15 protein-coding genes are annotated in these 12,825 nt (G+C 62.8%); 8 read left to right on the top strand and 7 right to left on the bottom strand.

What is annotated here, in order from left to right; genetic code table 11:
• Positions 1-84 precede the first annotated feature (84 nt).
• On the top strand, positions 85-1,449 hold the full coding sequence (locus EPJ54_RS14265) for an Hsp70 family protein (protein WP_135212409.1): 1,365 nt from the start codon (positions 85-87) through the stop codon (positions 1,447-1,449).
• On the opposite strand, the gene EPJ54_RS14260 is transcribed toward EPJ54_RS14265, so the two are convergent.
• The 7 genes from EPJ54_RS14260 to EPJ54_RS14230 all read right to left on the bottom strand — a co-directional run bounded on the left by EPJ54_RS14260 (position 1,446) and on the right by EPJ54_RS14230 (position 5,765).
• Positions 1,446-2,552, bottom strand: coding sequence for an NADH:flavin oxidoreductase (locus tag EPJ54_RS14260; RefSeq protein WP_239590941.1), 1,107 nt, complete (start codon positions 2,550-2,552; stop codon positions 1,446-1,448). The genes EPJ54_RS14265 and EPJ54_RS14260 overlap by 4 nt on opposite strands.
• A gap of 110 nt (positions 2,553-2,662) precedes the next feature.
• On the bottom strand, positions 2,663-2,881 hold the full coding sequence (locus EPJ54_RS14255) for a hypothetical protein (RefSeq protein ID WP_135212408.1): 219 nt from the start codon (positions 2,879-2,881) through the stop codon (positions 2,663-2,665).
• Between the two features lie 105 nt (positions 2,882-2,986).
• Complete coding sequence (locus EPJ54_RS14250) at positions 2,987-3,328, bottom strand: cupin domain-containing protein (protein ID WP_135212407.1); 342 nt, start codon at positions 3,326-3,328, stop codon at positions 2,987-2,989.
• Positions 3,325-3,933: a hypothetical protein gene (locus tag EPJ54_RS14245; RefSeq protein ID WP_135212406.1), complete on the bottom strand. Its 609-nt coding sequence runs from the start codon at positions 3,931-3,933 to the stop codon at positions 3,325-3,327. The genes EPJ54_RS14250 and EPJ54_RS14245 overlap by 4 nt, the downstream gene beginning before the upstream one ends.
• Before the next feature lie 73 nt (positions 3,934-4,006).
• Positions 4,007-4,828: a pyrroline-5-carboxylate reductase gene (gene proC, locus EPJ54_RS14240; protein WP_239590940.1), complete on the bottom strand. Its 822-nt coding sequence runs from the start codon at positions 4,826-4,828 to the stop codon at positions 4,007-4,009.
• Complete coding sequence (locus tag EPJ54_RS14235; RefSeq protein ID WP_135212405.1) at positions 4,825-5,331, bottom strand: type III secretion system chaperone family protein; 507 nt, start codon at positions 5,329-5,331, stop codon at positions 4,825-4,827. Before EPJ54_RS14235 ends, proC begins: the two co-directional genes overlap by 4 nt.
• A gap of 176 nt (positions 5,332-5,507) precedes the next feature.
• Positions 5,508-5,765 (bottom strand): accessory factor UbiK family protein, encoded by a 258-nt coding sequence (locus tag EPJ54_RS14230; RefSeq protein WP_135212404.1) that lies wholly within the window; start codon positions 5,763-5,765, stop codon positions 5,508-5,510.
• Positions 5,766-5,848: 83 nt separating this feature from the next.
• Here EPJ54_RS14230 and lgt point away from each other — a divergent pair, with 83 nt between their 5' ends.
• The 7 genes from lgt (at position 5,849) to EPJ54_RS14195 (ending at position 12,823) form a co-directional block, all read left to right on the top strand.
• On the top strand, positions 5,849-6,901 hold the full coding sequence (lgt, locus tag EPJ54_RS14225) for a prolipoprotein diacylglyceryl transferase (RefSeq protein ID WP_167755738.1): 1,053 nt from the start codon (positions 5,849-5,851) through the stop codon (positions 6,899-6,901).
• Complete coding sequence (locus EPJ54_RS14220; protein WP_167755737.1) at positions 6,898-7,941, top strand: class I SAM-dependent methyltransferase; 1,044 nt, start codon at positions 6,898-6,900, stop codon at positions 7,939-7,941. Before lgt ends, EPJ54_RS14220 begins: the two co-directional genes overlap by 4 nt.
• Complete coding sequence (gene pgeF / locus EPJ54_RS14215; RefSeq protein WP_239590939.1) at positions 7,938-8,699, top strand: peptidoglycan editing factor PgeF; 762 nt, start codon at positions 7,938-7,940, stop codon at positions 8,697-8,699. The genes EPJ54_RS14220 and pgeF overlap by 4 nt, the downstream gene beginning before the upstream one ends.
• A 33-nt stretch (positions 8,700-8,732) precedes the next feature.
• Positions 8,733-9,515, top strand: a complete 783-nt coding sequence (locus EPJ54_RS14210) for a M15 family metallopeptidase (protein ID WP_135212401.1) — start codon at positions 8,733-8,735, stop codon at positions 9,513-9,515.
• 105 nt (positions 9,516-9,620) lie between these two features.
• Positions 9,621-10,556, top strand: coding sequence for a ribose-phosphate pyrophosphokinase (locus tag EPJ54_RS14205; RefSeq protein ID WP_135212400.1), 936 nt, complete (start codon positions 9,621-9,623; stop codon positions 10,554-10,556).
• 25 nt (positions 10,557-10,581) lie between these two features.
• Positions 10,582-11,115: a GNAT family N-acetyltransferase gene (locus tag EPJ54_RS14200; RefSeq protein ID WP_135212399.1), complete on the top strand. Its 534-nt coding sequence runs from the start codon at positions 10,582-10,584 to the stop codon at positions 11,113-11,115.
• A gap of 97 nt (positions 11,116-11,212) precedes the next feature.
• Entirely contained in the window at positions 11,213-12,823 is a 1,611-nt protein-coding gene (locus tag EPJ54_RS14195) for a sensor histidine kinase (protein WP_135212398.1), read from the top strand.
• Positions 12,824-12,825 lie beyond the last annotated feature (2 nt).

The following is a 12,825-nucleotide window of genomic DNA, read 5'->3' as shown; positions in this document are numbered from 1 at the left end:
GGCGCTTCCAAAGTCTCCACGATCTAATAAACTCCGCGCGCTGGGCCGGGGCATTCCCGCGCATCACGTTTGAGCTGCGAAACCATGGATGAAGGCGAAAGCGCCCGTTACGAGCGGGCCCGCATTTGCATCGACTTCGGCACCGCCCTGTCGAAGGCGTCGATCTGCCTTGATCCAATGCTGCCGCTTGAAGTGGGCGTAAAGCCGCTGCCGATCGGCGCCATCGCGCGCGGCGAACATCCGCTGCTCACGCCATCTGTACTCTATGTCGATGGCGGGCGTTTGTATTTCGGCCCGGCCGCGATGGATCACGCACGCCGCGGCGTCGAGAGCCAGCGCGACCCGCTGCTCTCGTTCAAAACCGTGCTCGGCGCGAGCAACGTGCCGCAAGCTTTGGCGCAGAAACTCCGCCCTTCAATGGACCCGACCGGCACGTTCATCAACCGCGATGCGCTCGTGCTCTATCTCGCCTATCTTGACCAATTGATCCGCGAAGCGATCGAATTGGCGCCGAACATGCCCAACGCCGTGGTCAACGCCAAGCGTCGTTACACCAGCCCGGTCTGGAAACCCGGCAGCGGCGACGACAAGACGTTTGAGGCGATCTTCGATGAAGCCGCCGCCGTATCGCAGAAGCTGGGCAAGCTCTTCTTGCAAGGCGAAGGCATCTCGATCGCGCAATGCAAGGACGCGCTCGATAAAGCGCGCGCGCAACCGGGCGCCGGCCTGCTAGAGACCGGCATTTTCGAGCCGCACGCGGCCGCAGCCACGGCGCTCGCGTTCACCAGCATGCCCACGCGTTTCGTGCTCGTGTTCGACATGGGCGCCGGAACGGTCGATTTCGCGGCATTCGAGTTTGATGAAAGCACAGAGCCGCCGGCGCTCACAGAGATCAAGGAAGCGCGCCAGTGCAGTGCGCTCGCAGGCGACGAGATCGACCGCATCCTGATCGAACTCTATCTGCGCAAGCGTGGCGGCGAGAAAAGCCGCGAAGACGAGCTGAAATTGCTGCGCACCGCTCGCCTCTCGGCGCGCGACATGAAGAAGGAGCTCTTCAGCACCGGCAAGACATCACTGAAAACCAGTGGCTGGATGGCGACCACCATCCGCCTCAGCGAGTTGATGGAAGATCAGAATTTCCGCACCTATCTCACGGCATTGCGAAACACGATGGCGGCGAGTCTGAATATCGTGCTGCAGCGCGCGGAAGCCGTTGGCGCCAATGCAGTCGATATCGTGCTCGCGGGCGGCGGCTCGAATCTGCCGTTCATGCCGGACTTGGTGAAGAGTGCTGGCCAAGTGCGCCAGCACAACATCACGCTGCGCTACGGCCCGCTCTCGCCGGCCAACCCGCTCTACAACAGCGTCGATCCATCACTGCGCGATATCTTCCCGCAGATTGCGATGTCTGTCGGCGGCGCGCTCGTCGAGATGATGCCGGCGCGTTAAGCGGCGGCGTCCTCGGCGACGAAGCCCTTCCACGTGCGCATGTAATTCACAAACACTTCGCCGAGCGCTTCTTGGCGCAGGTAGTCTGCCGTGACCGGCGTCGGCACTGGCGTGAAGTTTGGATCAGCGGCGACGCGCTTCGGATAGTCATGGTGCAGGATCGCGCCGCGGCCGATCACGACGTAATCCAAACCTTCGTCCAAGCAGCGCGCGCATTGTTCGCCAGTCATGATCTTGCCGGCCGCACCGAGGCGTACATTCTTGCGCTCCAGGCTCGCGAACACTTGCAGCAGCGTTTGCCCTTTGAAGCGCTCGTCGAGTGGCTCCTTGAAGACGTCCCAGAGCGACATATCGAGGTAATCGATCTTCTCTTCGCGCAGCAGTTTCTGCGCCAGATCGCGAATCTCGACGATGTCCATATCGAAGCGCTCCGGCGAGAGCCGGACGCCGAGCGAAAAGCCCGGCTTGGTCACGGCACGCACGCCGTCCACCAATTCGTTCAGGAAGCGCGCGCGGTTTTCGGCCGAGCCGCCATATTGGTCGGTACGTTTGTTAATGCCGGCGCTCAGGAATTGGCAGATCAGATAGCCGTGCGCGCCGTGTAGCTCGACGCCATCGAAACCCGCCTGCTCCGAACGCTTGGCCGCCGCGATGAACGCGTCGCGCGCCTCGTACACTTCATCGAGCGTCATCGCGCGCGCTTTGAATTCCGCGTTGTCGGACGGGCAAAGCGGCGCGTGGCCGATGACATTCGCCATCGCCCGCATACCCGAGTGCTGGAGCTGCACCACTGCGTGCGCGCCATGCGCCTTGAGTCCCGCCGCCAAGCGCGTGAGCCCCGGGATGTGCTTGTCGTCGTGCGCGCCCAATTGGCCGGGAAAGCCCAGGCCGCTCGGCAGGATCGAGGCCGCGCACGTCATGGTAAGGCCAAACCCGCCCTCGGCGCGTTTGGTGAGCCACTTATACTCGTCATCACTCAGAACGCCGTCGGCGCCGCTTTGCAGATTGGTGAGCGGCGCGAGCATGAAGCGGTTCTTCAGCGTGGCGCCGGATTTCAGGGTGAGCGGTTCGAAGAGATTGGCCATGAGGCAAAACTTAGACATGCGTCCCGCCATTCGCCAAGGCGCCGCTAGGACATATAGTCCGGAGCGCGGGTCTTCAGACCCGCGTCAACCCCAACCGACAGAAGCGCGTCTGACGACGTACGGTCCGATTAGAGCGTGAAGCTCGCGAGCTTACGGGAAAAGTCGGTCGCGACCGTGGACCAATTGTCCGAGAGGCGATTGACCTCCGGCGCGATCACTTCGTCGTACTGGATCGCAAAGATCGCCAGCGCCATGAACACGAGGCCAGCGCACATGCGCCATTGCCTGTCGAAGGCGCTGCGAAGATTTTGCTTCAGCTCGGTCGTATCGAACAGATGAGCAATCATGGTCGGCGCTCGTTGTGTTTAACGTTCGTCAATCATGACGCCCGAACAGTAAACAAGCGCTTGCCAAAAGGTTTACGCGAGCAGGAACTGCAGATGAAAAGCAGTTCAATCGTAGCGAATGACGAAGCGCTTTTTCATCGGCGCGATCACACGCCAAACACCAACGAAGCCCGGCTCAATGACGAAGGACTCGCCCGCGCCAAAGCGTGTCGTCTCACCGCTCTCATCCGATGTGAGTTCGCATATGCCTTCCAGCATATGGCAGAATTCCCACTCGTCGTAGCGCACACGCCACGCACCTATCGTAGCGCTCCATTCACCCACGAAAGTTTTGCCGTCGCGCTCATACTCAAGCACCGTCGTCTCGATCGGCGCGCCTTCAATCAGGCGATCAGCGGCGATCGGATTACTTTCGCTTGCCGCGCCACCGAGCTTCAGCACGCTCATGCGCTCGCCGCGTCATCCGTCTTGGGCCTGGCTTCAAACCCAGCGTAGCGGCCGAACATTTCTTCGGCGCGGCGGAGGTTCTTGTCGAGCGAGGCCATGGTCTTGGCGAAATCGCCGGCGCTGTCGCCGCGCCAGGCAGCGCGCGCTTGGCCAATGATCACGCCGAGCCCTTGCGCTCGCGCTTGGCCGGTCATGCCGTCCGCCTCCATGCCCGCGATCGCCAATACCCAGCGCGCGCAACGCACATGACGCTGGTGCGCCGCCGCCATTAAGGTCGGGTCGCGGTCGAGCCCGTGTTCCATGCCCAACACCGCCTCGCGGTGCGGCTCCATCGCCTCGAAGCGGCGCATGATCAGTTCAAACAAACGGTCACGGACCGTCTGCTTCGGATCGAGTTCGTCGGTTGCGTCGGCGATGGCGCGGTCGAACGCCTCCTCCACGCAATCGACCGCCTCGCCCAAGGTCGCGCCGTAAAAGTCCGACACCGGCCGCGCCGCTGCGTCCGCCAAGCGGATCAGCGTCACCTCGCGCCAAGGCGTGCTGCCCGCCAGCGACAAAGCCGCCCGCGCCAAGTCCCGGCGGATGGATGAATCGAGATGCGCCATGAATGCTCGCAAAGTTCCACGTACGCCTGCGATCAAGGCGAGCGCATGTGGCGCCGTCAAGGCGTTTGCGCGTTTAGCGCTTGCCCAGATCCCGCGACCTTTGCGCCGCGGCGCTCACCGCTTTGCGCAGCAGCGGACCAAGGCCGTCGCCGGCGCCCAGCACATCGAGCGCGGCTTCGGTGGTGCCGCCGGGCGAGGTCACCTGCTTGCGAAGCGCGCCTGGCGCCTCGCCGGTTTCCAGCATCAATGCGCCAGCGCCCGCGACCGTAGCGCTCGCGAGCCGCATCGCGGTTTCGCGATCGAGACCTTCTGTTTCGGCGGCGGCCGCCAGCACCTCGGCCAGAAGGAACACGTAGGCCGGCCCTGAACCTGAAACGGCGGTGACGACATCCATCAACCGCTCGGCCGCGATGGGTTCGACCGTTCCCAACGGTTCCAGCAATTGTTCGACGAGTTCGCGGTCTTGCGCCGTGCACGCGGGCGACGCCACATAAGCGGTGACGCCCCGCCCGATCTTTGCCGGCATGTTCGGCATGGCCCGGATGACGCGCTGGCCGCCCAATTCACGCGCGAGCGCTTCCATCGGAACACCAGCCATAACGGAGAGGATGCGCGTGTTCTCGCCCACAAAGCGCTTGGCTTCAGCCGCCACCGCCACGAACGCCTGCGGCTTGACCGCCAGCACCAGCACATCGACTGGCCCGCCGCCACTCGGATTGACCACGCCGCCAACGGTTTCGAGTTCGCTCTCAAGCGCGGCATCGAAATTTGGCTCCACGACGGTGAGCGAAAGCCCACCGCCCTTCCGCACGGCCTCGATCCAGCCCCGCACCAAAGCGCCGCCCATGGCGCCTGCGCCAACAAGGGCAATGGACGGGGCTTCGAGTCCGCTCACGCTTCTCCTAGAGTCTCAAACAGCGACGCCGCAGATGCGTCTTCGGCGGACATACCGCCCATGATCAAGAAATGGAATGCGGGTTGGAAACGCTCGGCCGCATCCATCGCCGCAGCCAGCATGGCCTGCACTTCGCCGACCGAAATTTCCTCCCGACCGATCATCGGCATGGCGTGCCGGAAGATGATCGTGCCGTCGTCGGACCAGACGTCGAAGTGGCCGAGCCAGAGGTTTTCGTTGATCAGGCCAGCGAGCCGCACCGCTTCAGCCCGGCGCGAGATCGGCGCCTGGATGTCGAAGCCCAAGGTGAAGAGCAGCGCCGGAAGCTCGTGGCGCATGCTGAAATAGCCGACCGTCTCGCCCGAGGAGCATTTGAAGGAGAAGTGGACGTCGCCATCCTCAGCGCGCTCGCTAGAGAAGCGCTCGTCACAGCCAATAACCGCTTCCACCGTTTCCAACGGATCGCCGGTGCTTACGACTTCGTCGTCGAGATAGAGATCCATGAGCGTCCCCTTCGCGAGCTCAGAGCCGCCCCCGGCGGCCCAAAATGATCTCTTCGCCCTGGATGCGCGTCTTAAGCGGACGCGTCGAATCGAGCCCCGTACAACAAGCTAAGCGCTCTGGAGGTTACCCAGAACTTACCGGGACGGCTTTATGACCGCCGCGCGCCGTGAAGTGTTTATGACGCCCGGTCTTTGAGCAGCGCTTCGAGCGCCGCGATCCGGACGCGCAATTCGTCGGCTTCGGCGCGGGCGTCGGCGGCCATCTGCTTTACCGCCTCGAACTCGTCCCGGCTCACAAGGTCCATTTCGGCAACGAAGCGATCGGCCTGGGCGCGCATGAAGCTTTTGGCTTCCAGGCTCGCCCCTTGGGCCACGCCCATGGCCCCCGTCATCAAACGGGCCAGATCATCGAACACCGAGCTTGTCGTTTGCATGTGGACCGATCCTTTCGGCCTACTTAGAAACCCGGACCGGACCGGGCAATGCGGCCAAACAGCTAAACGAAGGGCGCCAGCGGGTGATTTTAGAGGCAATCCAATTCCCCAATATCGACCCCGCGGCGATCACCTTGCCCGGTTTCGAGCTGTTCGGAACGCAACTCGGGCCCTTCCCGCTGCGCTGGTACGCGCTCGCCTATATCGTCGGCCTGGTGCTGGGCTGGCGCTGGATGGTTTGGCTCATCCGCCGCGACAAGCTCTGGGCGCCGGGCAAGCCCGCGATGTCCGTGCCGCAAGCCGATGACTTTCTCTTCTGGGCGACGCTCGGCGTCATCCTCGGCGGCCGGCTCGGCTATGTGCTCTTCTACAAACCGGACATGATCTGGACGTCGCCTGCCGAGATCCTGCAAATCTGGCAAGGCGGGATGAGCTTTCACGGCGGCCTAATTGGCGTCGCCCTCGCCGCGATCTGGTTCACCAGGCAAACCCACGTGAACGAAGAGCATTTCGCATCGCTCGCGAGGAAGCACGCCGTTGCCGAACCGCCTGCCGGACAGCGCAATGATTATGCGCGCCTCGGCGAACTCGGCTGGGTGAAGAAAAACGACGTCGAAGCCGCGCGCGAAAAATCGAAGACGGACAAGATCGATCTGCTCCGCCTGGGCGATGTCGCCGCTGCGGCCGCACCGATCGGACTCTTCTTTGGCCGCATCGCCAATTTCATCAATGGCGAGCTCTGGGGCCGTGTCACCGACGGCCCGTTCGGCGTAATCTTCTGCAACGAACGCCTAATGGCGCAAAATGGCGGCTATTGCCCGGCCGGTCTCGATCCGCGTCACCCGAGCCAGCTCTATGAAGCGGGTCTCGAAGGCTTGGCATTGTTCGCGATCGTCAACATCGCCACGCTGAAGTTCGACAGCTTGCGCCGCCCCGGCCTCAACGTCGGCATCTTCCTCGTTTGCTACGGCCTCTTCCGCGCGATCCTGGAAACCGTACGCGAGCCGGATGCGCACATGCCGGAAGAACTGCGCGGCATTGTCACCATGGGCATGCTGCTCTCGATCCCCATGATCCTCGCGGGCATGTGGCTGATCAATCGCGCATTCAAACAACCCAAACTGGCGTCCGCGTGAGTCTCAAAGAGAAACTGATCGATTATATTCGCGACAACGGCCCGATGACGGTCGCGGAATATATGGGCGCCTGCCTCTACGATCCGGACGACGGCTATTACGCGACGCGCCCCGCCATTGGCGGCGCCAGCGCGGACTTTCTGACGGCGCCGGAAGCGAGCCAAATGTTTGGCGAGCTGATCGGGCTATGGTGCGCGCATGAATGGGACGCGCTAGGCAAACCCGCGTTCAATCTGATCGAGCTCGGCCCCGGTCGCGGCGTGCTCATGCAGGACGCGCTTCGCGCCACGCAGCGACTGCCCGGCTTCCGCGAAGCCTGCAACATCGTACTGATCGAAACCAGCGCGCCCCTGCGCGACGAACAAGCGGAGCGTATCGACGAGCCGGAATGGGCGTTGCGTTTGGAAGATGCGCCACCCGGCCCGTCGCTGATCATCGGCAATGAGTTTCTGGACTGTATGCCAATCCGCCAATTCGTGCGCGGCGAGGATGGCTGGCACGAAAAACTCGTCGGTCTGAACGAAGCGGAGCAACTCGTATTCGGCCTGAGCGCCGCCATCCCGGGTCCCGAGACCGACGACGAGCCTGGTACTGTGCGCGAGATCGCGCCTGGCCTGGAAAGCTTCATGTACGAAATCGAGCGCCGTCTGCACGACGCGCCCGCGCGCGTGCTGCTGATCGATTACGGGTACGTCCGCCCCGAAGGCGCGGACACGCTACAAGCGCTGAAGAACCACAAAAAGGTCGATCCGATCGAAGCGCCGGGCGAAGCCGATCTCACGGCTCACGTCGATTTCGCTCGCGTCGCCATGCTTGCGCTGAACGCTGATCTGCAGGTGCATGGGCCGATCACACAGGGCCAATTTTTGCGCAATCTCGGTATCGAGGTGCGCGCCGAAACTTTGTCGAACGCCAATCCGCAACACGCCGCGCGTCTCACACGTGAGTTGAAGCGCCTCACAGACGCTGATCAAATGGGCGCGTTGTTCAAAGTGATATGCCTGTCCAGCCCCAACCTCCCGCCCCCGGCCGGATTTTGAACGAACCGGCCGCGGCGCGCGCCGATGCGCTCGCGCATGTGCGCCACGGCTTCTTCGGCCGGCGCGGCGGCGTGTCGGAGGGGATTTATGCCAGCCTCAACGCCGGCGTGGGCTCTAAGGACGATGCGGATGCCGTGCGCGAAAACCGTGGCCGCATCGCGGCAAGCTTTGGGGTTGAGCCGCACATGCTTGTCGGCGTGCATCAAGTGCATTCACCAGACGCCGTGTTCATCGATGCGCCGTGGAGCCGCGAACGCCCGCATGCGGATGCGCTGGTCACCACCAATCCCAAGCTCGTCCTTTCTGTGCTCACCGCCGATTGCGGCCCGGTATTGTTGGCCGACAAGGACGCCGGCGTGATCGCCGCCGCACACGCCGGCTGGCGCGGCGCATTTGGGGGCGTGTTGGCGTCCACAATGAAGCTCATGATCGAGCACGGCGCGCGCGCGGACCGCATATGCGCCGCCATCGGCCCCTGCATCCAGCAGCCCTCCTACGAAGTCGGCGCCGATTTTCGCGGCACTTTCCTCAGCGCCGATTCCGCCAACGCGCGCTTCTTCAGCGACGAGTTCGGCCCCAGGCCGCATTTCGATCTGCCCGCGTTTTGCGCACATCAGCTCGCCTTGCTTGGCGTGGGCGACGTTGAGATCATCGATATCGACACCTTCCGCGATGAGACATATTTCAGCCATCGCCGCTCGATGCGCGAAGCCGCACCCGATTACGGGCGCAATTGCGCTGCTATATGCCTAGGCTGAACCAGCAGCGCGTCAGCGCGTTGAAGGAACCGTATGCCGTTCGCCTCGCTCACGCCGTATCGCGAAAAACCGATCCCGACGCCGGCCAGCGCGCGCGGCTATCGCGCGCTGCCAATTCTGTTCGACGGGCCACGCAATTCCGAGCCACTGGTGCGCGCCGTCGATTACGGCCTTGCTGGACGCAATTACTACGCCTCATCGCGCAATCCGCCCTATTACGGCGCCGTTCCCGGCGCACTCGACGACATCGTCATGCGCGAGGGCGTCGCGATGAAACTTGTCGCCATCAATTCAAAGCTTGAGAAAGCCGATCTCGAACTCTTCCTGTTCGACGGCTGGCGCCCGCAAGCGGTACAAATCTATTTCCATGACGTCTGGCTCCCGGCGGAGATCAAGCGCCGCAAACCAGGCATCAGCGACGCGGATCTTATCGCCGAAGTCGAGACCTATTGGTCCGCGCCGACCATCGACGCCAACGGCCCCTCGCCGCACGCCACGGGCGGCGCCATCGATCTGACGATCCGCTGGCGAAACGGCGATCAACTCTGGATGGGCTCGCTGTTCGACGACGCTTCGCCGCTCGCGCATACGCCGCGCTTCGAGACGCACGTGGCTGAGTTTAGCTTTTCCGACGACGAAGCCCGCGCCAACCGGCGCTTGCTCTATTGGCTCATGGTCGAGGCCGGCTTTGCCTCAAATCCCACTGAATGGTGGCATTTTTCCTATGGCGACCAGATGTGGGCGCAACTCTTGGGCAAGCCGGAAGCGTTCTATGCGGGCGCCGCCTATGCCGAAAGGCCGACGCCTGAGTCGTGATGTGAATGCAACGGCGTTCGCTCATGTCACGAAAATGCATCAAACGCTTTCCTTGCGCCCGAGTCGAAGAGTAAGAGCCCCCAATCGCGTGAGGGCTCGCATCCGATGAAACTGATCTCCGGCAACGCCAACCAAACACTGGCGAAAGCCATCGCTGAGCACCTCGACCTACCGCTCGCGGAAGCTGAGTTTCGTCGCTTCAAGGACAATGAGATCTTCGTCGAGATCAAAGAGAACGTCCGCGGCGAGGATGTCTTCATCATCCAATCGACATCGTACCCGGCCAACGACCATTTGATGGAATTGCTGATCGGCATCGATGCGCTGCGTCGCGCCTCGGCCCGGCGCATCACGGCGGTGATCCCCTATTACGGCTATGGCCGGCAGGACCGCAAAGTTGGCGGTCGCACGCCGATCTCGGCGAAGCTGGTGGCCAACCTCGTGACGATGGCCGGCGCCAATCGCGTGCTGACGCTCGAACTGCACGCCGGCCAAATCCAAGGCTTCTTCGACATCCCGACGGACAACCTCTTCTCCACGCCGGTGCTGGAGAAGGACATCCGAGAGCATTGCAAAGACACGACCAAGCTCATGATCGTCTCGCCGGACGTCGGCGGCGTCGTGCGCGCTCGCGCGCTGGCCAACAAGCTCGGCGCCGATCTCGCCATCGTCGACAAACGTCGAGAGAAAGCAGGCGTCTCCGAAGTTATGCACATTATCGGCGACGTTGAAGGCCGCGACTGCATCCTGATTGACGATATCGTCGATAGCGGCGGCACGCTCTGCAACGCCGCCGAAGCCTTGATCGAAAAAGGCGCGACCTCCGTTTCGGCCTATATCACACACGGCGTGCTCTCGAATGGCGCCGCCAAGCGCGTCGATGAGTCGAAGCTCAAGGAAATGGTCGTCACCAATTCGATCGATTCCGCGACGCGCGTGGAAAATTGCAAAAAGCTCCGCGTGGTTTCGGTGGCTGCTTTGATGGGCGACGCGATCTCACGCATCGCCAACGAACAAAGCGTCAGCTCGCTGTTCGAATAATCAGCGCGCCGCTATACTGGCGCGCATGAATTTGCGGCCCGCTACCCCCAACGACATCCCCGCGCTCCACGCTTTGGTGGAGGCCGGCTATCGCGGCGACAGCGCCAAGCAGGGCTGGACGCATGAGGCGGATTTGCTCGGGGGCCAGCGCACCGATGCGGCCGCCCTCGGCGAGGTGATCGGCGATCCGGATCAGACCATTCTGCTGGCTGAAGCCGACGATGGCGCGCTGCTCGGCTGCGTGCTGATTGCGGATGAAGGCGAACGTGACGGGGGCCGCGTTGCGTATCTCGGCATGCTGACGGTTAGCCCCACGCTGCAAAATGGCGGCCTAGGCCGCCAACTCATTGCCGCCGCCGAGAGCTACGCTCGTACGTTCGGCGCACACGTGATGGAAATGACCGTGATCAAGCAACGCCGCGAACTCATCGATTGGTACGTCCGCCGCGGCTACGCCGACACTGGCCGCGAAGAGCCTTTCCCGCTCGACGACGAACGCTTCGGTCTGCCAAAAACACGTGATCTCGTGTTCGTCGTGCTGGCCAAGCCGCTGGTTTAGCAACACTTCGTTCACTGTAACTGCGCGCCCCGCGCAACGCTTCGGCAAAGCCTATGAGCTATCGTGATTGATCAGATCGGCGGCTGGGCGACGAACGTTGACAGAGCGTAAACATAAGTGGGACCCCGCGTCGCGACGCGCATGGATCAGCGCCGGGGCGCCGATCCTGGCGCTCGTGCTCGTCGTGGCGGTGCTGTTCTTTGCGCTGATCGCCAATTTCGCGCAGCGCCAAGATCGCGCGTTCGCCGAGGATTCAAGTCACCTCGTTGAAAGCGTCATCCGCAGTCGCGGCGAGGCGCTGGCGCGTCTTACGCTCGATTATGCGATGTGGGACGAGGCGTACGAGAACATCACGCTCGACTACAACGAAGCCTGGCTCGGTGAGAATTATTATAGCGCTGTCGCCGATGGCTTGGTGTTGCTGCGCGCCGACGGCAGCCACCGCTATGACTGGCAGATGGAAGGCTTGGAGGATGGCGACGTCCTCCTCGCCGCAGCGATCGCCGCCAGCCGCTCCGACTTTCCGCTGCCCGCCGGCGACAGCGCCAACAGCGACGATCTCATCACGTATTCGGTGATCAGCCAGGACGGCCGTTTGGCCTTACTCGCTGTCGCAGCCGTGAGCCAGGAAACGGCCTTCGACCGCCGCACCCGCGGCGACACGCCCGTCGATTATCTGGCGATTGTCGATGTGCTCGACGAAAGTGAAATCGCGGAACTGGGCGCGACGCTCAATCTGGACGACCTCGCGTTCACCACCGGTGCTGCGCCCCGCGACCATCTCGCGCTGCCGCTTCAGACGCCCAGCGAACGCGTCGTCGGCGCACTCACTTGGGTGAATGAGAAGCCGGGCAGTGCAACATTCGCACTGCAATTCTGGCCCATCATGCTGGGCCTGACCTTCATCGGCGTGCTCGCGGCCTTTGTCGCGCGTCGCCTCGTTACATCGCACACGACCATCACAGCGCGCGCGGAGTCAGCGCTGGAAAGCAGCCGCCTGCGCGCGGAATTCATCGCCACGATGAGCCACGAGCTGCGCACGCCGCTCAACGCCATCATCGGATACACCGAACTGATCCAGGATCAGATCGGCGCCCCGCACGATGCTGTCGCCATGCGCAACGACACCAATCGCATTCTCGGCGCAGCCAAACATCTACGCCAATTGGTCACCGACATCCTCGACCACGCGCGCATCGACGCCGGTCGCCTCGCGCTCAACGTCGAAGCCATGCCGGTCGAAGGATTGCTCGAGGAGATCGCGGAAATCTCCGAGTCATTGGCGATGGCGCAGAACAATGTGGTGTCGATCGTCGATCCGGGCAAAGGCCTCGAAGTGATGGCCGACGATGTGCGCGTGCGCCAAATCTTGATCAATCTGGTCGGCAACGCGATCAAGTTCACGAAGAACGGCGACATCGAAATCAGCGCACGCCTTGAACATAGCGGCGAGGCGATCGAGTTCGTTGTCCGCGACACTGGCATCGGCATCGCGCCGGACGAATTGGCGCGTCTCTTCCAACCCTTCGTGCAGGCAAACGCCGATATTCAACGACAATTTGGCGGCACCGGGCTTGGGCTTTCGATTTCGCAAAAGCTCGCCCGTGCGATGGGCGGGGCCATTGGCGCGACAAGCACGCCCGGCAAGGGCTCGACCTTCACGCTCACGCTCCCGCGCGCGCGTCCGGAACAACGCCAAGCCGCCTAAAG

This window comes from Vitreimonas flagellata, from assembly GCF_004634425.1.
GTDB lineage: Bacteria > Pseudomonadota > Alphaproteobacteria > Caulobacterales > Aquidulcibacteraceae > Vitreimonas > Vitreimonas flagellata.
This window is presented reverse-complemented; position numbering and strand designations above follow the sequence as displayed.

Coding starts and splice junctions, on each gene's coding strand:
- EPJ54_RS14265 (WP_135212409.1), top strand. CDS start 85: ATGGATGAAGGCGAAAGCGCCCGTTACGAGCGGGCCCGCATTTGCATC.
- EPJ54_RS14260 (WP_239590941.1), bottom strand. CDS start 2,552: ATGTCTAAGTTTTGCCTCATGGCCAATCTCTTCGAACCGCTCACCCTG.
- EPJ54_RS14255 (WP_135212408.1), bottom strand. CDS start 2,881: ATGATTGCTCATCTGTTCGATACGACCGAGCTGAAGCAAAATCTTCGC.
- EPJ54_RS14250 (WP_135212407.1), bottom strand. CDS start 3,328: ATGAGCGTGCTGAAGCTCGGTGGCGCGGCAAGCGAAAGTAATCCGATC.
- EPJ54_RS14245 (WP_135212406.1), bottom strand. CDS start 3,933: ATGGCGCATCTCGATTCATCCATCCGCCGGGACTTGGCGCGGGCGGCT.
- EPJ54_RS14235 (WP_135212405.1), bottom strand. CDS start 5,331: ATGGATCTCTATCTCGACGACGAAGTCGTAAGCACCGGCGATCCGTTG.
- EPJ54_RS14230 (WP_135212404.1), bottom strand. CDS start 5,765: ATGCAAACGACAAGCTCGGTGTTCGATGATCTGGCCCGTTTGATGACG.
- EPJ54_RS14210 (WP_135212401.1), top strand. CDS start 8,733: ATGCCGTTCGCCTCGCTCACGCCGTATCGCGAAAAACCGATCCCGACG.
- EPJ54_RS14205 (WP_135212400.1), top strand. CDS start 9,621: ATGAAACTGATCTCCGGCAACGCCAACCAAACACTGGCGAAAGCCATC.
- EPJ54_RS14200 (WP_135212399.1), top strand. CDS start 10,582: ATGAATTTGCGGCCCGCTACCCCCAACGACATCCCCGCGCTCCACGCT.